This is a genomic window from Mycobacterium sp. ACS4331, assembly GCF_001667265.1.
GTDB lineage: Bacteria > Actinomycetota > Actinomycetes > Mycobacteriales > Mycobacteriaceae > Mycobacterium.
On sequence record NZ_LZHW01000042.1, the window covers coordinates 18,243 to 38,913 of the forward strand.

Genomic DNA, 20,671 nt, shown 5'->3' on the forward strand with positions numbered 1-20,671 from the left:
TCAGTCCTTGGTGGCGCGCTGGCGGGCGATCAGCCGGAACGCGCCGAATGCGACGCCGGCCACCACCACGACACCCAGCACGCCGGCGAGGCCACCGCTGTACTCGTGTCCGAAGATCGTGTAGTCGGCCAGCGGCGAGGCCGCCAGGTGATGATCGGTCGCGTGCGCGGCGATGCAGTCGCCGGTCAACTCCTCCGCACCGTCGACCTCGACGACCTCGCATCCGCGCAGCGTGGTCGAGTCCAGACCGTCCGGCGACGAACTGGCGAAGTAGGACACCCCGCCCGCGACCGCGATGACGGCCAGTGCGAAGACGATCCAGAATCGGCGTCCCCCGGTCATGCCGCCACCTCCACTCGGCCGGAGTCACGGCGCAGCAGGTACACCAGGTCGGGCCGCGAACGCGCGACGGCCACCACCGTCAGTGCCGTGATGATGCCCTCACCGATCCCGATCAGCACATGCGTGCCGAGCATGTACCCGAACACCGCCCCGAGCGACGAAGCGCCCGCGCCGCCGAGCGCGTACTGGACCACGAACCCCATTGCCGCGCAGACAGTTCCAACCAGCGCCGCGATGAACGCGATGACCCCGAGGCGACCGGTGCCCGCGTCGCCGCGGCGGCCGAGCACCGACATCAGCAGCACCGCGGTGCCGTATCCCGCGGCAACGCCGATCACGGCCATGTTGGTGATGTTGGTGCCCAGAGCGGTCACACCGCCGTCGGCGAACAGCAGGCTCTGGACCACGAGGACGATCGCGATGCACAGGGCGCCCGTGTAGGGCCCGACCAGGATCGCGGCGAGTGCGCCGCCGAGGAGATGGCCGCTGACGCCGGGCAGGATCGGGAAGTTCACCATCTGGACGGCGAAGATGAACGCCGCAACCAGGCCCGCCAACGGCACGGTGCGCTCGTCGAGTTCGGCACTCGCGCGCCGGGCGCTGAATCCGATCGCCACGACGGCGATGACGCCGAAGATCACCGAGGTGGGGGCGTTGACGATGCCGTCGCTCATATGCATGGCGAGAGTCGATTGGACCACGGAGGAAAGCCTAGGTGCGCGGCGTGTCACCTGTCTAGCTGTTCAGATGTTCATGCGGTGGGAGATCAGCTGTGCCGGGCACCGATCCAGTGCAGCAGGTCGTGCACCGTCTGATCCTCGAGCCGGTAGCAGACCGACCGCCCGACCCGGGTGCTGCTCACCCAGCCCTGCTGCCGCAGCACCCGCAGAGCCTGCGACACCGCGTTCTCGGAGCGGCCCAGCGCGGTGGCCAGATCACTGACGCAGATCCCCGGTGCGCGGTGCAGGCTCAGCAGGATCTCGAGGCGATGCGGGTCCGACAGCAGGTCGAAACGCTGGGCCCACCCGCTCGTGTCGACATCGACGAGCGCCGACGACGCCCGCTCGACCACCGACTGATCCGCCATGGCTTGCAATCTAGTCCAAAAAGCCGTGCAGAAGCGCTGCAGATCCCGCGACATGCGCACGCATCGCCTCGGCCGCGGCGTCGGCGTCACCGGCCAGGATCGCGATCACGATGTCCTGGTGCTGCTCGTCGCTGTGGGTGAGGTTCTGGCGCAGCAGCGGTATCCGGTCGAGCAGGGCATTGAGCCGCATCCGGTTCTCGGCCACCAACGGCACCAGGGACGGGGAACCGGCAGCCTCGGCGATCGCGAGATGCAGTCGGGAGTCCAGCCGCCGGTAGTCCTCCCCGGCGGCGTCGCGGACGTCGGACAGCCTGCTCCACAGGGTTTCGCGCTCGGCCGCGGTCAGCGTGCGCGCCGCGGCCATCCGCGCGCCGCCGACCTCCAGGATCTCCCGCAACCGCAGCGCGTCGTCGATCTCCTCACGGGTGACGCGCTCCCCCGGCCCCGGATGGGCGGGCAGCGGCTGCGCCAGGAATGTGCCGCCATAGCGTCCCCGCCGCGACACCAGATATCCCGCCTCGGCCAGCGACTTGATCGCCTCCCGGACCGTGTCACGGCTGACGCCGAGCCGGGCCGCGAGCTCGCGTTCCGGCGGCAGCGACTCCCCCGGGGCCAGCACCCCGAGCCGGATCGTCTGCAACAGCCTGCCCACGGTGTCCTCGAAGGCGTTGCCGAGCCGGACCGGGCGCAGCAGTGCGTCACCGGCTTCACATCCGGGGACGGTGGGATCGGGCACCGCAGTCATGACACCTACAGCGGGGTGACGTAGTGGCCGCTGATGCCGCCGTCGACCAGGAAGCTCGACGCCGTGATGAACGACGCGTCATCGCTGGCCAGGAAGGCGACCGCCGCCGCGAGTTCCTCGGGTTCGGCGAACCGGCCCACCGGAATGTGCACGAGGCGGCGCGCGGCGCGCTCGGGATCCTTGGCGAACAACTCCTGCAGGAGCGGCGTGTTCACCGGACCCGGGCACAGCGCGTTGACCCGGATCCCCTGGCGCGCGTACTGCACACCGAGTTCACGCGACATCGCCAGCACTCCGCCCTTGGACGCCGTATACGAGATCTGCGAGGTCGCCGAGCCCATCACCGCCACGAACGACGCGGTGTTGATGATCGACCCGCGCCCCTGCGGCACCATGTGCCGCAACGCGGCCCTGCAGCACAGGAACACCGACTTGAGGTTGACGTCCTGCACGCGGTCCCACGCGTCGAGTGCCGTCACCTCGATCAGATCGTCCTCAGGCGGACTGATTCCGGCGTTGTTGAACGCGATGTCCACCGAACCGCAGGTCTGCACCGCGGTGTCGAAGAGCGCGTCGACCGCGGCCTCGTCGGCGACGTCCACGGGAACGAACAGCGCACCGAGCTCCTCGGCCACCGCGCCGCCGGCCTGCGGGTCGATGTCGCCGATCACGATCGTGGCGCCCTCGTCACGCATCCTCCTGGCCGACGCAAGGCCGATGCCGCTGGCACCGCCGGTGACCACGGCCACCTTCCCGGCCAGTCGCTGGGTCAGATCCACCTTCGTCATCATTGCCTCTCCGTGATCGCGAAGAACACATTCTTGGTCTCGGTGAAGTGCTCGGGTGCCTCGGGGCCGAGTTCGCGGCCCAGTCCGGACCGTTTGAAGCCGCCGAACGGTGTCGAGTACCGCACCGACGAGTGGGAGTTGACGCTGAGGTTGCCGGCCTCCACGGCCCGGGACACCCGCAGCGCGCGGGAGAGGTTGTCAGTCCAGATCGACCCGGACAGACCGTATTCGGTGTCGTTGGCCAGGGCGATCGCGTCGGCTTCGTCCTCGAAGGGCAGCACCACCACAACGGGGCCGAAGATCTCTTCGGTGACCGTGCGGTCGGAGCGCTCGGGCGTCAGCACCGTGGGCGGGAACCAGTACCCCGCACCCGAGGGCGCTGATCCGCGGAACGCCACGGGTGCGCCGTCGGGGACGTAGGCGGACACCGACGCCAGGTGCGCCTTGGACACCAGCGGGCCCATTTCGGTCTCCCGCGCGGCGGGGTCTCCGACCACCACGCCGGCGACCGCGGGTTCGAGCAGCTCCATGAATCGGTCGTAGACGCTGCGCTGAACCAGGATTCGACTGCGGGCGCAGCAGTCCTGACCCGCGTTGTCGAACACGCCGTACGGCGCGGTGGCGGCGGCACGGTCGAGGTCGCAGTCGTCGAACACGATGTTGGCGCTCTTGCCGCCGAGTTCGAGGGTGACCCGCTTGACCTGCTGGGCCGCCCCAGCCATGACCCGGGTGCCCACCTCCGTGGACCCGGTGAACACCACCTTGCGGATGTCCGGGTGGGTCACGAACCGTTCGCCCACCACCGAACCCTGCCCGGACAGCACCTGGAACAGATCGGGGTCCAGACCGGCCTCGACCGCCAGTTCCCCGATCCGCAGCGTGGTCAGCGGCGTCCACTCCGCCGGCTTGACCAGCACCGCGTTACCCGCGGCAAGAGCCGGGGCGAAGCCCCATGCCGCGATGGGCATCGGGAAGTTCCACGGCGTGATGACCCCGACCACGCCCAGCGGTTCGTGGAATGTCACGTCGAGGCCGCCGGCCACGGGAATCTGCTTGCCCGACAGCCGTTCCGGGCTGGCCGAATAGTACTGCAGCACGTCGCGGACGTGCCCGGCCTCCCATTCGGCCGCGCCGATCGGGTGCCCCGAATTGGCCACCTCGAGTGCCGCGAGTTCACCGATGTGGGCGTCCACGGCGGCGGCGAAGTCCCGCAGCGCGGCAGCCCGGTCGGCGGGTGCTCGACGGGCCCACCTGCGCTGCGCGTCCCGGGCGCGCGCGACGGCGTCGTCGACGGCTGCCACGTCGAGGCGCTCGACGGTGCGCAGCACCTCCTCGGTCGCCGGGTTGATCACTGGTGTTGCCGCAGAACTCATCTGGTTCCTCTCGCTCTGGTGCCCGCGTAGGCGCGGGCCGCCTCGACCACGCCGGCGAACAACCGCAGGTCGTCCAGACGCTCCTCGGGATGCCACTGCACCGCGACGCAGAACACGTCGGAGGACGGGCCGAACGCCGGATCCAGTTCGATGGCCTCGATGACCCCGTCGTCGTCATGCGCACTGACCACCAGGCCACGGCCGACCTCGGCGATCGCCTGATGGTGGTAGCACTGCGCCTCGGTGGACTCCCCCACCAGCGCCGCGGTTCGAGTACCTGCCACGGTGCGCACCGACGACGTCGTGAACACCGCGTTGCCCAGCTGATGCCGGTCGTGGCCGACGACGTCGGGCAGGTGCTGGTGCAGCGTGCCGCCGAGGGCGACGTTGAGCACCTGGGCGCCGCGACAGATCCCCAGGACCGGGAGTCGGCGCGCGAGGGCGCCACGCAGCAGCGCGAATTCCCACGCGTCACGGTCACGGGCGGGCTCATCGGTTCGGGTGTGCCGCACCTGCCCGTAGGTGGCCGGATCGACGTCGCGTCCGCCCGTCAGCACCAGACCGTCGAGGCCGTCGAGCACCCGCGCGACGATCGCGTCGTCGACCGGTTGCGGCGGCAGCAGCGTGGCGACACCACCGGCCGAGGTGATGCCCTCGAGGTAGATCGCGGGCAGAAAGCTGGCACGCACATCCCACACCCCGGTCTGAGCCTGCTGGAGATAGGTGGTCAGGCCCAACACCGGGCGCGGGGGCTCAGAAGCGTTCAAACCCGCGCACCCTCTCCCAATCGGTCACCGCGGAGTTGAACGCGGCCAGCTCGACGCGGGCGTTGTTGAGGTAGTGCTCGACGACGTCGTCACCGAATGCCGTGCGGGCCACCTCGGACGCGGCGAACAGTTCCGCGGATTCGGCCAGTGTGGTGGGCAGCCGCGGCACATCCGAGACGTAGGCGTTTCCCGCGCACGGGTCCTCCAACTCGAGACCCGCGTCGATCCCGTGCAGTCCACCGGCGATGAGCGCCGCGGTGGCCAGGTAGGGGTTCACGTCACCGCCCGGCGCGCGGCACTCCATCCGCATGCCTGCGCCGTGGCCGACCACACGCAGCGCACAGGTGCGGTTGTCCATCCCCCAGGCGACCGCGGTCGGGGCGAAGCTTCCGTCGGCGAATCGCTTGTAGGAGTTGATGTTCGGCGCGTAGCACAGGGTCAGCTCGCGCAGCGTGGCCAACTGCCCGGCGACGAAGCTGCGGAACATCGCCGACATGCCCAGGGGGTCGTCGGCGTCGGCGAACACGGCCGACGAGTCGTCACCGCGGAACGAGATGTGGATGTGACAGCTGTTTCCCTCTCGCTCATCGTATTTCGCCATGAACGTGAGCGCCTTGCCGTGCTGGTCGGCGATCTCCTTGGCGCCGTTCTTGTAGATCGTGTGGTTGTCACAGGTGACCATGGCCTCGGCATACCGAAAGGCGATCTCCTGCTGGCCGAGGTTGCACTCCCCCTTGACGCCCTCGCAGTACATCCCGGCCCCCTCCATGCCGAGCCGAATGTCCCGCAGCAGCGGTTCCATCCGCGTCGAAGCCAGCACCGCGTAATCGACGTTGTAGTCCGAGGCGGGGGTGAGGCCGCGGTAGCCGGCCTGCCACGCCTGGCGATAGGTGTCGTCGAACACCATGAACTCCAGCTCGGTGCCGACATGGGCGCGCAACCCACGCTCGGCGAGTCGGGCCACCTGAGCGGCCAGGATGCTGCGCGGCGCCTGTGCGACGGGCGTGCCGTCGAGCCAGGACAGGTCGGCGATCACCAACGCGCTTCCCGGCAACCACGGCAGCAGGCGCAACGTGGTGAAGTCGGGGGTCATGACCATGTCGCCGTATCCGGTCTGCCAACTCGAGATCGTGTACCCGTCGACGGTGTTCATCTCCACGTCGACCGCCAGCAGGTAGTTGCAGCACTCGGCGCCGTGCGCGGCGACCTCCTCGACGAACAGGCGCGCCGACACCCGCTTGCCCGTCAGCCGCCCCTGCATGTCGGCGAAGGCCACGATCACGGTGTCGATCTCGCCGGCCGCCACCAACTGTTCGAGTTCGGGCCGCGAGAGCAGACCGCGATTGGTCACACGGGTCACAGGACCTCCTCTGCGATGTGGCGCCGAGTCGACCATTGGGTCGCCGACACTGCTGGTGTCGCAGCCAAGGTTTGCACATCAGTCGCCCCAAAGGTAGGACAACCGACCTTTGTGCCACTTATTCTCACTCCCAGCGGGGGCGCTCAGTCGGGTGGCCCGGTCCCTCGACGAGAAGGAGCGACGCATGGCAGAGGACAAGCTCACGACGTCGGGGGTGACCTACCGGCAGGCGGGCAAGGGGTACTTCGAGAAGCGCCAACTCAAGCGCACCGCCGGATTCTGGGGCCTCTGGGGCATCGGCATCGCGGCCGTCATCTCGGGTGACTTCTCCGGCTGGAACTTCGGCATCGGCGCGGCCGGATGGGGCGGGCTGGGCATCGCCTCGATCCTGATCGTGATCATGTACTTCGGCATGCTCTTCTCGATCGGCGAGATGTCGGCGGCCATGCCCCACACCGGTGGCGCCTACTCGTTCGCACGCGCCGCGATGGGGCCGTGGGGCGGTTTCGTGACCGGCTTCGCCGAGACCATCGAGTACGTGTTCACCACCGCGGTCGTGGTGTTCTTCTCGGCCAGCTACGCCAACGCGGTCACCGGAGATCTGTTCGGGCTCTCGCTGCCGATGTGGCTGTGGTGGATCATCCTGTACGCGCTCTTCGTCGGGCTGAACTCGTGGGGCGCGGAGATCTCGTTCAAGTTCGCCCTCGTCGTCGCCGTCATCTCGATCGGCATCCTGGTGCTGTTCGGGGTGCTCGCACTGGTCAACGGCGCGGTGGACTTCAGCAGGCTGTTCGACATCGCGCCCGATCCGGACGCGGCCGGGTCCAGCACGTTCCTGCCGTTCGGCTGGCTGGCCGTGCTGTATGCGCTGCCGTTCGCGATGTGGTTCTTCCTCGGCATCGAGGAACTGCCGTTGGCCGCCGAGGAGGCCCACGACCCGGCCCGTGACATTCCCCGGGCCGGCCTGTGGGGTCTGGTCTCCCTCGTCGGCTGCGGGGCGATCGTGTTCTTCCTCAACCCCGCGGTGACCGGGTCGGCACTGCTCGGATCGTCCGACGAACCGCTGCTGGACGGCTTCCGGGCGTTCCTGCCGACCGGGTGGGCCGCGGTGTTGTCGGCGTTCGCGCTGATCGGACTGCTGGCCAGCCTGCAGGGCATCATGTACGCCTATGGGCGCAATCTGTACTCGCTGAGCCGCGCCGGCTACTACCCCAAGTCGCTGTCGCTGACCGGGTCCCGGCAGACGCCGTACGTCGCGCTGATCGTCGGGGCCGTCATCGGGTTCGTCGCGCTGCTCATCGTCAATGCCAACGAGGGTGCCGGAGCGGTCGTGCTCAACATCGCGGTGTGGGGCGCGGTGCTGGCCTACATGCTGCAGATGGTGTCGTTCGTGCTGCTGCGCCGGAGATTCCCCAACGCCCGACGGCCCTGGGTCAGCCCCACCGGCAACGCCGGCGCCTGGGTGGCGTTCGTGATCGCGGCCGTCACGTTCGTGGGGGTCCTGATCAACCCCGACTACCGGCCCGCGGTCATCGCCATCGTCGTCTTCTACGTGATCGGGCTGCTGGTCTTCGGTCTCTACGGCAGGCACCGACTGGTGCTCTCCCCCGAGGAGGAGTACGCGGTGACCGGCGGCCTGCACGGCTACGACCCCGAGAAGGAGGGGCTCGGCGGCACCATCGAGGACGAGATCCTCAAGGGCCACACCGACTGACCGACCCCATCCGACCTGCGTATACGCCGGAGATGGTTTGACCGGCTCCGGTCTGGGTACACCCCATCGGCCAAACGAATACGCAGATGACGGGGTCGGAATCGATGTGCGGAGCGACCGGCGAGGTCAGACTCGACGGCAGGACACCTGATGTCGCGGCGGTCGCCGCGATGGCCGAGACGATGCAGGCGCGGGGCCCGGACGGCGCTGGCGTGTGGTCTGCGGGCCGGGTGGCCCTCGGACACCGCAGGCTCAAGATCATCGACCTGACAGAGGCGGGCGGTCAACCCATGGTCGACTCGGACCTGGGGCTGGCGATCGCCTGGAACGGCTGCATCTACAACTACGAGCAGCTGCGCGACCAACTCATCTCCGTGGGCTACCGGTTCTTCTCCCACAGCGACACCGAGGTGCTGCTCAAGGCGTATCACCACTGGGGTGACCGATTCGTCGACCGGCTGTACGGGATGTTCGCGTTCGCCATCGTCGAACGCGACAGCGGTCGGGTGCTGCTGGGCCGAGACCGCCTGGGCATCAAACCGCTGTATGTGACCGAGGACGCGCATCGCGTCCGGTTCGCATCGTCGTTGCCGGCGCTGCTGGCCGGCGGCGGAGTCGACACCCGCATCGATCCCGTCGCGCTGCACCACTACCTGAGCTTCCACTCCGTGGTGCCGCCACCGCTCACCATCCTGCGGGGCGTGAAGAAGGTGCCGCCGGCGACGCTGCTGGCGATCGAACCGGACGGCACCCGTCGCAGCATCACCTACTGGGCACCGGACTTCAGCCGGTCGGCCGATCGGGCCGACTGGACCGAGAAGGACTGGGAGGACGCGGTCCTGGACACCCTGCGCCGTGCCGTCGAACGCCGTCTGGTCGCCGACGTGCCGGTGGGCTGCCTGTTGTCCGGCGGGGTGGACTCCAGCCTCATCGTGGGTCTGCTCGCCGAGGCCGGACAGCATGGCCTGCAGACGTTTTCGATCGGGTTCGAGGCGGTCAACGGTGTCGCCGGCGACGAGTTCAAGTACTCCGACATCATCGCCGAACGATTCGGCACCCACCACCACCAGATCAGGATCGACACCGCGCGGATGCTGCCCGCGCTCGACGGCGCGATCGCGGCGATGAGCGAGCCCATGGTCAGTCATGACTGTGTCGCCTTCTATCTGCTGTCCCAGGAGGTGGCCAAGCACGTCAAGGTGGTGCAGTCCGGACAGGGCGCCGACGAGGTGTTCGCGGGCTACCACTGGTATCCCCCGATGGCCGATCCCGCCGCGGCGTCACTTCCACACGCGGTGTCGCGCTATCGCGGCGCGTTCTTCGACCGCGACCAGGACGCGATGAACGCACTGGTCGCCGGCGCGCCGGGAGACATCGTCGCCGCCGACGACCCCAGCGGCCGGTTCGTCACCGAACATTTCGCGCGCGAGGGCGCCGCCACCGGGGTGGACCGCGCACTGCGTCTCGACACCACGGTGATGCTGGTGGACGACCCGGTCAAGCGCGTCGACAACATGACCATGGCGTGGGGCCTGGAGGGCCGCGTGCCGTTCCTCGACCACGACCTCGTCGAACTGGCCGCCACCTGCCCACCCGAGCTCAAGATCGCCCACGACGGCAAGGGTGTGTTGAAACAGGCCGCCCGCCAGGTCATTCCGGCGGAGGTGATCGACCGGCCCAAGGGATACTTCCCGGTCCCGGCGCTGACCCACCTCGAGGGCCCCTACCTCGACATGGTGCGCGACGCGCTGTACGCACCTGCGGCCAAGGAGCGCGGACTGTTCGCCCCGGAGGCCGTCGACCGACTGCTCGCCGACCCCAACGGCCGGCTGACTCCGTTGCGCGGCAACGAACTCTGGCAGATCGCCCTGCTGGAGCTGTGGCTGCAGCGGCACGGCATCACCGGACCCGCGGCATGAGCGCCCCGCCGGACACCGATCAGGCTCGGGAGCCCATCACACTCGGCCTGCACGACGCCACGCCCGCCCACCTCGTCGAGGAGATGGCCGACGACGTGGTACTCGAACTGGGCTGGGGCCGGCTGATATTCGGCCAGACGTTCGCCGACCCGGCCGTGCTGGCCTCGGTTCTCGCGCACGAGGAGCGCGGGCGACGCGACATCTGCATCTACGCCCGCGAGTCGCATGTGCTGATCGCGCGCGCCCCGCAGGAACTGTTCATCGATCCCAGCCACACGTACCGCCTTCGGTTCAACGAGCCGCACCCCAGCCCGCGCGCGCCAGCCGGGTTCACGGTCCGGACCCTGAGGAGTCCCTCCGACGCCGACGAGATGAACCGCGTCTACGTGCGATGCGGCATGGTTCCCGCGCCCACCGAGGTCATCTGGGACAACCACAACAACGCCGAGGCCGTCGAGTACCTCGTGGCGGTCCGGGACGAGGACGACGCCGTGATCGGCACGGTGACCGGTGTCGACCATCGCCGCCTGTTCTCCGACCCCGAGGACGGCTCGAGCCTGTGGACATTGGCCGTCGACCCCTCGGCGGGACTGCCCGGGGTGGGTGCCGCACTCACCGAGAGCCTCGCCGCGATCTTCCGTGACCGCGGGCGTGCCTACCTGGACCTGTCCGTCGCCCATGACAATTCGGCGGCGATCGCGCTCTACGAGAAGCTCGGCTTCACCCGCGTGCCGGTGCTCGCGGTCAAGCGCAAGAACGCCATCAACGAACCGCTGTTCTCCCCCGCCCCGGAGACCGTGGACGACCTCAACCCGTATGCCCGCATCATCGCCGACGAGGCGCTGCGCCGCGGCATCCGTGTCGAGGTGCTCGACGCCGAGACCGGTGAGATGCGCCTGTCGCACGGCGGGCGCAGCGTCGTCACTCGAGAGTCGCTGTCCGAGTTCACCTCCGCGGTTGCGATGAGCAGATGCGATGACAAACGCCTGACCCGCCGAATCGTCAGCGAGGCAGGGGTCGTGGTCCCACGCGGCCGCCTCGCGACCTTCGACGCCGGGGACCACACGTTCCTCGACGAGGTCGGGGAGGTCGTGGTCAAACCCACCCGCGGCGAACAGGGCAAGGGCATCACAGTCGGCGTGACCGACCATGACTCGCTCGAGGCCGCGCTGGCACGCGCCCGCGAGCAGCATCCCGAGGTCCTCATCGAGCAGCGCGCCTCGGGCGATGACCTGCGGTTGGTGGTGATCGACGGCAAGGTGGTGGCCGCCGCGCTGCGAATGCCCGCCGAGATCACCGGAACCGGCACCCACACGATCGCCGAACTGATCGAGGCGCAGAGCCGCCGGCGCGCCGCGGCCACGGGTGGCGAATCACGGATTCCGATGGACGACGTCACGGCGGAGACGGTCACCGAGGCCGGATGGTCGTTCGACGACGTGCTGCCGGAGGGCACCCACCTGCGTGTGCGTCGCACGGCCAACCTGCATCAGGGCGGCACCATCCACGATGTCACCGAGCAGGTCCACCCCGCCCTGTGCCGGGTGGCCGTGACGGCGGCCGAGGCGATCGGCATCCCGGTGACCGGCATCGACCTGCTGGTCCCCGATGTCGCGGGCGAGGAGTACGTGTTCATCGAGGCCAACGAGCGGCCCGGCTTGGCCAACCACGAACCACAGCCCACCGCGGTGGCGTTCGTCGACTTCCTGTTCCCCGGGCAGCCGGGCATTCCGCAGGCCTGGACCGCCGGGACGGCGCCGTCGGGCAGCTGAGCTACCAGGTGCTGGTGCGCAGCACGATCTCCCCGGCCAGTTGCGCCGTGGACTCGGCGGCGTTGCGCCGGCCCAGCATGTCGACCACTCGGAAGTCGCCGAAGACATACCGCTGACTGGACTGCACCGCCTCACGCGCCGCAGGGGTGCTCACCAGCGCCGTGGTGTTCATCTCGACCGGTGGGCAGGTCTCGTCGAGCACATGGCCGTTGACGTCGGGAGCGCTCGGGTGCCCGCGGTCGACCACCACCAGCGCGGTGAACCGATCGAGGCGGCGGGCGGCCAGTGGCCATGCGAGGTCGGCGCCCGACCGGTCACCGACGAGCACGGCCCACGGCACATCGAGCCAGTCGAGGATGCTGATCACCGACTCCGGCTTGAGCCTGGGGTCTGGACCGATCACCACCGTCCGCAGGGACGCGGTGTGCAGTCGTTGGCACACCCCCTCGTAGGCCGCGGTGGCCTGCCTGGCCGCGCCCAGGAGCACGACCGCGGAGGCGGTCTCGGGGCCCGACACGTCGACCGGGATGGGAAACCCGTCAACGGTCATCGTGGTCGGGGGCACTCGGTCACGCTACAGCTCTCGACCGGCGCCCGCAGTGGTTTTCTGCGGGTTGGCCGAGCACCGGCGGGCTGCCCTCAGAGCACGCGGATACGGTCCACCTGCATGTCGACGACATCGAAAAACGTCTGTGGCAGTTCCGCTTTCACTGGGATCTTCGGATTGGGCGTGGGTGACGCCAGCCCGAACACGGCCATCGAGTCGACGTTGGCGAACACCATGTAGATGCTGTTCTGCTGGCCGCCCAGGGACATCGTCTGCTGATACATCAGCCGACCGTCAGACGACGGCAGCCGGGTGGTGGTCATGGGGATGCCCGGCGAGGACCGGTCGAAGAAGGCCTGAAACGTCGCGCACCGTGCTGCGGTGTCCTCCAACCGCGGCAGGTCCAGGTGCCACGACAACACCGTCATCACGATCCGTGCCCCGTCGTAGATCACGCTGTACTTGGCGGCGCTGCCGGGTCCGCGCTCCGCCGACGCCGCGATCACCTTGGTCAGGCCGTCCGTGCAGCCGGGGGGTTCGGAGAGCATCGGCGGCGGCCCGCCCGCACCGTCCGGTTCACCCGCCTGCTCGACCACACGGTCATAGAGCACGCCGGGCGGGAAGTCCGCGTCGGTCAGCACGGCCCGGTCCAGCTTCGCTCCGGGCCAGGTCGCTGTGCCGTCCACGACCGCCCCGCAGGACGTCAGGACGACAGCCAGCACCACCGCGGCCCACGCCCTCATGCGGCCAAGGCTACCGGCGGATGCGGGTGCTCACGATCGGACGGCGCGGCACACCGGTGCCCAGCAGTCCCAGCACCGCCTCGACGTCACAGTGGTCGGCGAGCAGGTCGGCCATGACGTCGAGCTGCGCGTCGCGCCGGCCGGGAACGTCCGTGTCGGAGGCGACGACGAAACCGTGCCGCCCTGCGGCGGCCGCCGCCTCCCGCAGCCACGCCCGCCGGACGTCGTTGTTGTCGAGCAGTCCATGCCAGTGCGTGCCGGCCACCGCGCCGCGGCGGTGCCCCACCCCCAACCAGTCAGCCTCGGCGCTGCGCACCACCTGGCCGTGGTGGATCTCGTAGCCGGCCAGCGGATATTCATGCAGCAGAAGCGTTTTGACGTCGGCGAACTCGATGTCGAGGTCCAGCAGGCCCAGTCCCGGAACACGGCCGGCACCTGATTCGACGCCGTCGTCGATGGTGCGGGACAGCATCTGGTAGCCCCCGCAGATCCCCAGCACGGCACGGCCCGCCGCGGCGTGCTCGGCGATCACGGCGTCGATGGCGCGCTCCCGCAGCCAGGCCAGGTCCGCCACGGTGGCCCTGCTGCCCGGCACGATCACGGCGTCGGCGTCCGCGGCGTCGGCCGCATCGGACACCCAGCGCACCGACACCCCCGGCTCACACGCGAGTGCCTCGACATCGGTGCTGTTGGAGATCCTCGGCAGTCGCACGGCCGCCACCTGCAGCCGGTCCTGTCCCACTGGTGGCCGTGGAATGCCCACGAGACGGTGCGGCACCACCGACAGCGAGTCCTCGGCGTCGAGCCACAGGTCGTCGGCGTACGGGATGACGCCGTAGGTCGGCCTGCCCGAAAGCTCCTCGAGTTGACGCAGGCCCGGTTCCAGCAGGGCGGGGTCGCCACGGAACTTGTTGACCAGGAAGCCCGCGATGAGCGCCTGATCGGCGGGTTCCAGCACGGCGACGGTGCCGAACAGGTGCGCCAGCAGTCCGCCCCGGTCGATGTCACCGACCACCACGACGGGCAGGTCGGCGGCACGCGCGAGACCCATGTTGGCCAGATCGGTCCGGCGCAGGTTGATCTCGGCGGGCGAGCCCGCGCCCTCGCAGATCACCGCGTCGAATTCGGTTCGCAGGGAGTTCAATTCGTCGACGACGACCGCGGCCAGACGTTCCCGGTGGGTGAAGTAGTCCGCGGCCCGCACCGTGCCGGCGACCGAGCCGCGCACCACAAGCTGTGAGCTGCGGTCGCTTCCGGGTTTGAGCAGCACGGGATTGAACCGGACGCTGGGGGCCAGTCCCGCCGCACGGGCCTGCATGGCCTGGGCCCGGCCGATCTCACCGCCCTCGACGGTGACGGCGGAGTTGTTGGACATGTTCTGCGCCTTGAACGGCGCCACCCGCACACCCCGGCGGGCCAGCAGCCGGCACAGGCCGGCGACCACCATGGACTTCCCGGCATCCGACGTGGTGCCCGCGATGAGCAGGGCCCCGCCGGTCACAACTGGGTGAGGATCTCGGCACCGTCCTCGGTGACCACCAGGGTGTGCTCGAACTGCGCCGTCCACTTCCTGTCGGTGGTGGCCACGGTCCAACCGTCGTCCCAGATCTCGTAGTCCAGCGATCCGAGGTTGATCATCGGCTCGATCGTGAAGGTCATCCCGGGCTCGATGACGGTCTCCACCGCGGGCTGGTCGTAGTGCAGCACCACCAGGCCGTTGTGGAACGTGGTGCCGATGCCGTGCCCGGTGAAATCGCGAACCACGTTGTAGCCGAACCGATTCGCGTACGCCTCGATGACCCGGCCGACGACCGACAGCTGCCGGCCCGGTTTGACGGCCTTGATCGCGCGCATCGTCGCCTCATGCGTTCGCTCGACGAGCAGACGGTGCTCCTCGGAGACGTCCCCGGCCAGGAACGTGGCGTTGGTGTCACCGTGTACGCCGTCCTTGTAGGCCGTCACGTCGATGTTGACGATGTCACCGTCCTCGATCACCGTCGAGTCCGGGATGCCGTGGCAGATGATCTCGTTCAGCGAGGTGCAGCAGGACTTGGGGAAACCCTTGTAGCCCAGCGTCGACGGGTAGGCACCGTGGTCGAGCATGTACTCGTGCGCGACCCGGTCGAGATGATCGGTGGTCACGCCGGGAGCGACGGCCCTTCCCGCCTCGGCGAGCGCACCCGCGGCGATGCGTCCCGCGATCCGCATCTTCTCGATGACCTCAGGGGTCTGAACCCAGGGTTCGCTGCCCTCCTGCACGGTGGGCTGCCACGCGTACTCGGGGCGAGGGATCGACTTGGGCACCGGCAGCGTGGGTGACACGTCGCCGGCGCGGAGCGCGGCACGAACAGGCATGCCTGTAAGGGTAGCCAACTTCTGCGGGCGGTCTCGCCGAGAGAACCACACTCTCCTGACCCGAGAACGCACGTACCACCGCTGTTACCCTGATCCGGTGACCGACACCGTGCATCTGCTCACCCTGCTCGACTACCGCATGGTCTCCGAGACCGACGAGCGCGTGGTGATGGAGATGGACAACCGACCCGACCTGGCGAACGTCCGCGGGGCGCTGCAGGGCGGCCTGGTGGCCACCCTCATCGACATCGCCGGCGGCATCCTGGCCGGCCGCAACGTCGGCGCCGATCAGGACGTCACGACCGCCGACCTGACCATCCATTACGTCGCACCCGTGGTCGAGGGCCCGGCGCGCGCCGAGGCGACCATCGTGCGGGCGGGGCGAAGACTGATCGTGACCGCGGTCGACCTGTTCGACGTGGCGCGAGACCGTCTGGCCGCCCGCGCCACCCTCAGCTTCGCGGTGCTCGACAAGCGCTGAGGATCAGCCGCGGCGCAGGCCGCGCCACGACCTGCGGGGCCCGCGGATGTCGACCGACCCGCACACCACCCTGCCGGACAGCACCACGTGGGGTCGACCCTCGCCGGGGGCGTCGGCGCGGTGGTCATGCGCACTGCCCACCACCACCTCGACGTCATCGATCGACGCGCTGGCCCCGTCGGGCAGGCGAAGGTCCAGCGAACCGAACTTCAGGTCGAGCTCGATGACGACGATCGGGCCCGCGAAGCGCGCCCGGGTCAGGTCGAGGTCGACCGATCCCATCCGCCGGACCAGCGCGAGCCGCGTCGGCACGGTCCACGCACCCTGCCGTTTCAATGAACCCATCACCCCACGCAGCTCGACGCGATCGGTCGCCGAGGAGACGATGGCGCCCGGACCGGGGAGGTCGTCGACCAGGACGTCGAGTTCGGCACGCATCCGCGCCACCGACACCTGAGCGGACCGCTCTTCGAACTCCTCGATGTCGATCAGGCCCAGCGCCACGGCGTTGTGCAGCCGGCGCAGCGTGCCGTTGCGGTCGGCATCCGAGATCCGCAACGCGATGGACGATTCGTCGATTCCGGTCATGGCGGTTTCCAATTTACTCGCCGATCGCGCTCGCACCCTGTGATGCGGACGACGTCAGGCCAGGTAGCCGTCGGGCAGGCTGTCGAACATCAGCTTGGTCATCCGGACCGCGTACTCCGAACTGCCGCCGCCGACGATCAGCGATGCGAAGGCCATATCACCGCGATAGCCCGCGAACCACGCATGCGAGCCGCCGGCGAACTCGGCCTCACCGGTCTTGCCGCGCACATCGCCGTAACCGGCGAGGTCCTTGGCCGTGCCGTTGGTGACCACCATCCGCATCATGGAGCGCAGGCCCTCGAGCGTCTCCGGGTTGGCCTCGGGCCGCTCGCCGGTGATCTCGGTCTGGCGTCCGACGATCAGCTGCGGTACGGGTGCGCGGCCCGAAGCCACCGTCGCGGCGGCCAGTGCCATGCCGAACGGACTGGCGAGCACCTTGCCCTGACCGAACCCGTCCTCGGTGCGCTCAGCCAGGTCGACGGTCGGCGGGACCGAACCGGACACCGTCGCGATGCCGTCGATCATGTAGTCGGGGCCGATGCCGAACTGCGCCGCGGCCTGGTTGAGCGCACGTGGTGGCATCCGGCTCGCGAGTTCGGCGAACGTTGTGTTGCACGAGTTCGCGAACGCCTTGGACAGCGGGACCGTGCCGAGGTCGAAGCGGTCGTAGTTCGGGATCGTCCGATGCCCGATGTCGATCGTGCCGGGGCACCCGAGCAGCGTGTTCGGGGTGGCCATGTTGCGGTCGATGGCCGCACCTGCGGTGACGATCTTGAATGTCGATCCGGGCGGGTAGAGCCCCATCGTGGCGGTGGGCCCGTCGGCGTCGGCCGCCGCGTTCTGCGCCACCGCCAGGATGTCACCCGTCGACGGCCTGATCACGACGAGCATGGCCTTGCGGCCCTGCGCGTTGACGGCGTTCTGAGCGGCATTCTGGACGGCGCGGTCCAGCGTGATCGACACCGACGGCGCGGGGTCCGGCTCGACCTCGTTGAGGACGTCGACGTCGACGCCGTTCTGGTTGACGCTGACCACGCGCCATCCGGCAGCCCCGTCGAGGTCGCCCATCACCGACTTCTTGACCTCGCTGATGATCGCCGGGGCGAAGGTCGGGTCGGTGGGCAGCAGATCCGCCAGCGGGGTCACGATGACGCCGGGCAGATGCGCGATCGCCGGAGCCACCCGGTCGTTGTCGTCCTTGCGCAGCGTCACGAGCTCCATCGGAAGCGCCGTGGCGCTGGCCTGCTCCGCCAACCTCTGGGGGTCGAGGGTGTCGTCGAAGGGCCGCAGCGCGTCGACCACCGAACGCGCCGTGGCCATCAGCGCCGGGCCGGCTTCGCGGGCGTCGATCGAATACCGGTAGAGGTTGCCGGGCACCAGCACGTCGGTGCCGCCGACTTCGTTCACCGAGGCGCGTCGCGGCGGATCGGCGCGCAGTTCCAGGGTCTGGTTCTCCCCCAGCTTCGGGTGCAGACCGGTGGCGGTCCAACGGACCTGCCATCCGCCCTCGTTGCGCACCATGTTCAGCACGCCGTCGTAGGTCCAGGTCCTGTTCTTGGGCAGATGCCAGGTGTAGCGGAAGTTGACCGCGCCGGTGTCCTCGGTGAAGCGCGAGCCGAGGAGCTGGGCGTCGAGGTGCTCGGCCTGCAGGCCCGACCAGGCCGAGTTGAGCGCGGTGCGCGCCTCGTCGGGTCGGTCCGCCAGATCCGCGGCGCCACTGGTGTCCCCCTTGGCCAGTTTGGCGAAGAACTGCTCGGCGACCGGGGCAGGGCCGTCGGGCCGCGGTGTGCACGCGGGCAGCGCCGCCGTCAGCACCGCGACCGCCATCAGTGCTGTTACTCGTGTTGCTCTTGATCGAATTGTGACCATTGAGGCTGATGTTAAGACTCCGCGCGCAGGGAATCGGGCAACGACGCGCAGGTCCGTCCGCCGAGTTGATCGACAGGGTTGCTCACACGCCGAAAACGCGACCCTGGCGCGCAATTCGCGGCGCTCCAGGCCCGCGGGTCAGTCGAGCAGCACCGTGGCGAACGTGCCGACCTGCGTGAAGCCCACACGCTCATAGGCCGCGCGCGCCGAGGTGTTGAAACTGTTGACGTAGAGGCTCGCGGTGCGACCACCCTCGACCACCGCACCGGCCAGTGCGGCCGTGCCGGCCGCGCCCAGTCCGTGTCCGCGGCGTTCGGGATGCACCCAGACCCCCTGGATCTGACCGACCCGCGGCGACTGCGATCCGACCTCGGCCTTGAAGACCACCTCGCCGTGTTCGAATCGGGCCCACGCGCGGCCTGCCGCGATCAGGCTCGCGATGCGGCGCCGGTAGCCCCGCCCGCCGTCGCCGAGGCGGGGGTCGACGCCGACCTCGCCGATGAACATGTCGATCGCGGCCACCAGGTACGCGTCCAATTCATCGATGCGCACCCTGCGGACGGTGGGGTCCGCCGGGATCGCGGGCGGCCCGGACAGCGCCAGCAGCGGCTGCTCCTCACGCACGTCTCGGGCCGGGCCCCACGCGGCGTCGAGGCGCTGCCACATGGGCAGCACCAGCTCGGCCGGGCCGACAAGCGAGGAGCAGCGCCGGGCCGAGCTCATGGCCTTGTCGGCGAAGGCGTTGAGATCGTCGGGCGTGCCCCGAAGCGGAATGATGTTGGCACCGGCGAAGCACAGGGACTCCTCGGGGCTCCGGCGGGTCCACAGCTCACCGCCGATCGCCGTCGGATCGATGCCGTAGTCGGCCACCCTCGCATCGACCATGCACGAGGCCACCGGATCGGCGTCGAGCACCCGTCGCACCGCGGCGGCATCCCGCACCACTGACACCCGTCGTTCGTCGACCAGGCGAAAGAGCGGCGGAGCCGACATGGGCACTCTCTCTGTACGACTGCGGCCCTCCGTGCAGGCCGCACCACCGTCAGCTTACGGTCACGACCGGCGGTCCGCTGGGACTTCCCTCGTCAGCGCGCGCCGAGCCCATCTCCTCGGCGAGTCGCAGCGCCTCCTCGATGAGCGTCTCGACGATCTTGGCTTCGGGCACGGTCTTGATCACCTCGCCCTTGACGAAGATCTGGCCCTTGCCGTTGCCCGACGCGACGCCGAGGTCAGCCTCGCGGGCCTCGCCCGGTCCGTTGACCACACAGCCCATCACCGCGACGCGCAGCGGGACGTCCATACCCTCCAGGCCCGCGGTGACCTCGTTGGCCAGCGTGTAGACGTCGACCTGCGCACGTCCGCACGACGGGCACGACACGATCTCCAGCCCGCGTGGGCGCAGGTTCAGCGACTCCAGGATCTGCGTGCCGACCTTGACCTCTTCGACCGGCGGCGCCGACAACGACACGCGGATCGTGTCGCCGATGCCGCGCGACAGCAGCGCGCCGAACGCCACCGCAGACTTGATGGTGCCCTGGAACGCCGGACCGGCCTCGGTGACACCGAGGTGCAGCGGGTAGTCGCACTGCGCGGCCAGCTGCTCATAGGCGGCGACCATGATCACCGGATCGTTGTGCTTGACGCTGATCTTGATGTCGCCGAAGCCGTGCTCCTCGAACAGCGAGGCCTCCCACAGCGCCGACTCGACCAGGGCCTCCGGGGTGGCCTTGCCGTACTTCTTGAGCAGCCGGGGATCGAGCGAGCCGGCGTTGACGCCGATGCGGATCGGGATGCCCGCGTCACCGGCGGCCTTGGCGACCTCCTTGACCCGGCCGTCGAACTCCTTGATGTTGCCCGGGTTCACCCGCACCGCGGCACAGCCGGCGTCGATCGCGGCGAAGATGTACTTGGGTTGGAAATGGATGTCGGCGATCACCGGGATCTGCGACTTCTTGGCGATCGCCGGCAGCGCGTCGGCATCCTCCTGGCGCGGGCAGGCCACGCGGACGATGTCACAGCCCGATGCGGTCAGCTGCGCGATCTGCTGCAGCGTCGCGTTGATGTCGTGCGTCTTGGTGGTGCACATCGACTGCACCGCGATGGGGTGGTCGCTGCCGACCCCGACGTCGCGGACCATGAGCTGACGGGTCCTGCGGCGGGGCGCCAGGGTGGGCGCGGGCGGCGCCGGCATCCCCAGTCCGATCGACATTCTTGGCTTCCT

General features: G+C 69.2%; 20 protein-coding genes. 4 read left to right on the forward strand and 16 right to left on the reverse strand.

Annotated elements, in window-relative coordinates; genetic code table 11:
• From A5727_RS10420 to A5727_RS10455, 8 genes are all read right to left on the reverse strand, one after another.
• Positions 1-342, reverse strand: a complete 342-nt coding sequence (locus A5727_RS10420) for a PDGLE domain-containing protein (RefSeq protein ID WP_068248601.1) — start codon at positions 340-342, stop codon at positions 1-3.
• The gene (locus A5727_RS10425; RefSeq protein WP_068248603.1) at positions 339-1,022 is read right to left on the reverse strand and encodes an energy-coupling factor ABC transporter permease; all 684 of its coding nucleotides are present in this window, start codon (positions 1,020-1,022) and stop codon (positions 339-341) included. Before A5727_RS10425 ends, A5727_RS10420 begins: the two co-directional genes overlap by 4 nt.
• A gap of 86 nt (positions 1,023-1,108) precedes the next feature.
• Positions 1,109-1,429: an ArsR/SmtB family transcription factor gene (locus A5727_RS10430; RefSeq protein WP_068248605.1), complete on the reverse strand. Its 321-nt coding sequence runs from the start codon at positions 1,427-1,429 to the stop codon at positions 1,109-1,111.
• A gap of 10 nt (positions 1,430-1,439) precedes the next feature.
• Positions 1,440-2,174, reverse strand: a complete 735-nt coding sequence (locus tag A5727_RS10435; protein WP_068248607.1) for a FadR/GntR family transcriptional regulator — start codon at positions 2,172-2,174, stop codon at positions 1,440-1,442.
• 5 nt (positions 2,175-2,179) lie between these two features.
• On the reverse strand, positions 2,180-2,962 hold the full coding sequence (locus tag A5727_RS10440; protein WP_231992028.1) for a 3-oxoacyl-ACP reductase: 783 nt from the start codon (positions 2,960-2,962) through the stop codon (positions 2,180-2,182).
• Positions 2,962-4,335 (reverse strand): aldehyde dehydrogenase family protein, encoded by a 1,374-nt coding sequence (locus tag A5727_RS10445; RefSeq protein WP_068248609.1) that lies wholly within the window; start codon positions 4,333-4,335, stop codon positions 2,962-2,964. Before A5727_RS10445 ends, A5727_RS10440 begins: the two co-directional genes overlap by 1 nt.
• Entirely contained in the window at positions 4,332-5,102 is a 771-nt protein-coding gene (locus A5727_RS10450; RefSeq protein ID WP_082949729.1) for a gamma-glutamyl-gamma-aminobutyrate hydrolase family protein, read from the reverse strand. Before A5727_RS10450 ends, A5727_RS10445 begins: the two co-directional genes overlap by 4 nt.
• Positions 5,089-6,453 carry a glutamine synthetase family protein gene (locus A5727_RS10455; RefSeq protein WP_231992029.1) on the reverse strand — a complete coding sequence of 455 codons (1,365 nt, stop codon included), beginning with the start codon at positions 6,451-6,453 and terminating at the stop codon, positions 5,089-5,091. Before A5727_RS10455 ends, A5727_RS10450 begins: the two co-directional genes overlap by 14 nt.
• A gap of 193 nt (positions 6,454-6,646) precedes the next feature.
• Here A5727_RS10455 and A5727_RS10460 point away from each other — a divergent pair, with 193 nt between their 5' ends.
• From A5727_RS10460 to ngg, 3 genes are all read left to right on the forward strand, one after another.
• Positions 6,647-8,176 (forward strand): amino acid permease, encoded by a 1,530-nt coding sequence (locus tag A5727_RS10460; RefSeq protein WP_068248687.1) that lies wholly within the window; start codon positions 6,647-6,649, stop codon positions 8,174-8,176.
• 104 nt (positions 8,177-8,280) lie between these two features.
• A complete protein-coding gene (locus A5727_RS10465) occupies positions 8,281-10,095 on the forward strand; it encodes an N-acetylglutaminylglutamine amidotransferase (RefSeq protein ID WP_068248689.1) in 1,815 nt (604 codons plus the stop codon).
• A complete protein-coding gene (ngg, locus tag A5727_RS10470) occupies positions 10,092-11,867 on the forward strand; it encodes an N-acetylglutaminylglutamine synthetase (RefSeq protein WP_068248613.1) in 1,776 nt (591 codons plus the stop codon). Before A5727_RS10465 ends, ngg begins: the two co-directional genes overlap by 4 nt.
• A gap of 1 nt (position 11,868) precedes the next feature.
• On the opposite strand, the gene A5727_RS10475 is transcribed toward ngg, so the two are convergent.
• The 4 genes from A5727_RS10475 to map all read right to left on the reverse strand — a co-directional run bounded on the left by A5727_RS10475 (position 11,869) and on the right by map (position 15,512).
• Positions 11,869-12,417: an alpha/beta hydrolase gene (locus A5727_RS10475; RefSeq protein WP_502687671.1), complete on the reverse strand. Its 549-nt coding sequence runs from the start codon at positions 12,415-12,417 to the stop codon at positions 11,869-11,871.
• Positions 12,418-12,506: 89 nt separating this feature from the next.
• Positions 12,507-13,157, reverse strand: a complete 651-nt coding sequence (locus A5727_RS10480) for a hypothetical protein (protein ID WP_068248617.1) — start codon at positions 13,155-13,157, stop codon at positions 12,507-12,509.
• 10 nt (positions 13,158-13,167) lie between these two features.
• Positions 13,168-14,658 carry a cobyric acid synthase gene (locus tag A5727_RS10485; RefSeq protein WP_068248619.1) on the reverse strand — a complete coding sequence of 497 codons (1,491 nt, stop codon included), beginning with the start codon at positions 14,656-14,658 and terminating at the stop codon, positions 13,168-13,170.
• Positions 14,655-15,512 (reverse strand): type I methionyl aminopeptidase, encoded by an 858-nt coding sequence (gene map / locus A5727_RS10490; protein ID WP_068248621.1) that lies wholly within the window; start codon positions 15,510-15,512, stop codon positions 14,655-14,657. The genes A5727_RS10485 and map overlap by 4 nt, the downstream gene beginning before the upstream one ends.
• A gap of 97 nt (positions 15,513-15,609) precedes the next feature.
• On the opposite strand from map, the gene A5727_RS10495 reads away from it, so the two are divergent.
• On the forward strand, positions 15,610-15,993 hold the full coding sequence (locus A5727_RS10495; protein WP_286150070.1) for a PaaI family thioesterase: 384 nt from the start codon (positions 15,610-15,612) through the stop codon (positions 15,991-15,993).
• Between the two features lie 3 nt (positions 15,994-15,996).
• Here the strand turns inward: A5727_RS10495 and A5727_RS10500 are convergent, their stop codons facing one another.
• The 4 genes from A5727_RS10500 to ispG all read right to left on the reverse strand — a co-directional run bounded on the left by A5727_RS10500 (position 15,997) and on the right by ispG (position 20,659).
• On the reverse strand, positions 15,997-16,581 hold the full coding sequence (locus A5727_RS10500; RefSeq protein WP_068248623.1) for a DUF1707 SHOCT-like domain-containing protein: 585 nt from the start codon (positions 16,579-16,581) through the stop codon (positions 15,997-15,999).
• A 54-nt stretch (positions 16,582-16,635) separates the two neighbouring features.
• Positions 16,636-18,450 (reverse strand): penicillin-binding transpeptidase domain-containing protein, encoded by a 1,815-nt coding sequence (locus A5727_RS10505; protein ID WP_068248625.1) that lies wholly within the window; start codon positions 18,448-18,450, stop codon positions 16,636-16,638.
• A 138-nt stretch (positions 18,451-18,588) separates the two neighbouring features.
• Positions 18,589-19,443 carry a GNAT family N-acetyltransferase gene (locus A5727_RS10510; protein ID WP_068248627.1) on the reverse strand — a complete coding sequence of 285 codons (855 nt, stop codon included), beginning with the start codon at positions 19,441-19,443 and terminating at the stop codon, positions 18,589-18,591.
• Between the two features lie 49 nt (positions 19,444-19,492).
• Complete coding sequence (gene ispG, locus A5727_RS10515) at positions 19,493-20,659, reverse strand: flavodoxin-dependent (E)-4-hydroxy-3-methylbut-2-enyl-diphosphate synthase (RefSeq protein ID WP_068248630.1); 1,167 nt, start codon at positions 20,657-20,659, stop codon at positions 19,493-19,495.
• Positions 20,660-20,671 lie beyond the last annotated feature (12 nt).

Bases quoted from the DNA above. Each gene is read 5' to 3' on its own strand.
- A5727_RS10420 (WP_068248601.1), bottom strand. From the start codon at position 342: ATGACCGGGGGACGCCGATTCTGGATCGTCTTCGCACTGGCCGTCATC.
- A5727_RS10425 (WP_068248603.1), bottom strand. From the start codon at position 1,022: ATGCATATGAGCGACGGCATCGTCAACGCCCCCACCTCGGTGATCTTC.
- A5727_RS10430 (WP_068248605.1), bottom strand. From the start codon at position 1,429: ATGGCGGATCAGTCGGTGGTCGAGCGGGCGTCGTCGGCGCTCGTCGAT.
- A5727_RS10435 (WP_068248607.1), bottom strand. From the start codon at position 2,174: ATGACTGCGGTGCCCGATCCCACCGTCCCCGGATGTGAAGCCGGTGAC.
- A5727_RS10440 (WP_231992028.1), bottom strand. From the start codon at position 2,962: ATGACGAAGGTGGATCTGACCCAGCGACTGGCCGGGAAGGTGGCCGTG.
- A5727_RS10445 (WP_068248609.1), bottom strand. From the start codon at position 4,335: ATGAGTTCTGCGGCAACACCAGTGATCAACCCGGCGACCGAGGAGGTG.
- A5727_RS10460 (WP_068248687.1), top strand. From the start codon at position 6,647: ATGGCAGAGGACAAGCTCACGACGTCGGGGGTGACCTACCGGCAGGCG.
- A5727_RS10465 (WP_068248689.1), top strand. From the start codon at position 8,281: ATGTGCGGAGCGACCGGCGAGGTCAGACTCGACGGCAGGACACCTGAT.
- ngg (WP_068248613.1), top strand. From the start codon at position 10,092: ATGAGCGCCCCGCCGGACACCGATCAGGCTCGGGAGCCCATCACACTC.
- A5727_RS10475 (WP_502687671.1), bottom strand. From the start codon at position 12,417: ATGACCGTTGACGGGTTTCCCATCCCGGTCGACGTGTCGGGCCCCGAG.
- A5727_RS10480 (WP_068248617.1), bottom strand. From the start codon at position 13,157: ATGAGGGCGTGGGCCGCGGTGGTGCTGGCTGTCGTCCTGACGTCCTGC.
- map (WP_068248621.1), bottom strand. From the start codon at position 15,512: ATGCCTGTTCGTGCCGCGCTCCGCGCCGGCGACGTGTCACCCACGCTG.
- A5727_RS10500 (WP_068248623.1), bottom strand. From the start codon at position 16,581: ATGACCGGAATCGACGAATCGTCCATCGCGTTGCGGATCTCGGATGCC.
- A5727_RS10505 (WP_068248625.1), bottom strand. From the start codon at position 18,450: ATGGTCACAATTCGATCAAGAGCAACACGAGTAACAGCACTGATGGCG.
- A5727_RS10510 (WP_068248627.1), bottom strand. From the start codon at position 19,443: ATGTCGGCTCCGCCGCTCTTTCGCCTGGTCGACGAACGACGGGTGTCA.
- ispG (WP_068248630.1), bottom strand. From the start codon at position 20,659: ATGTCGATCGGACTGGGGATGCCGGCGCCGCCCGCGCCCACCCTGGCG.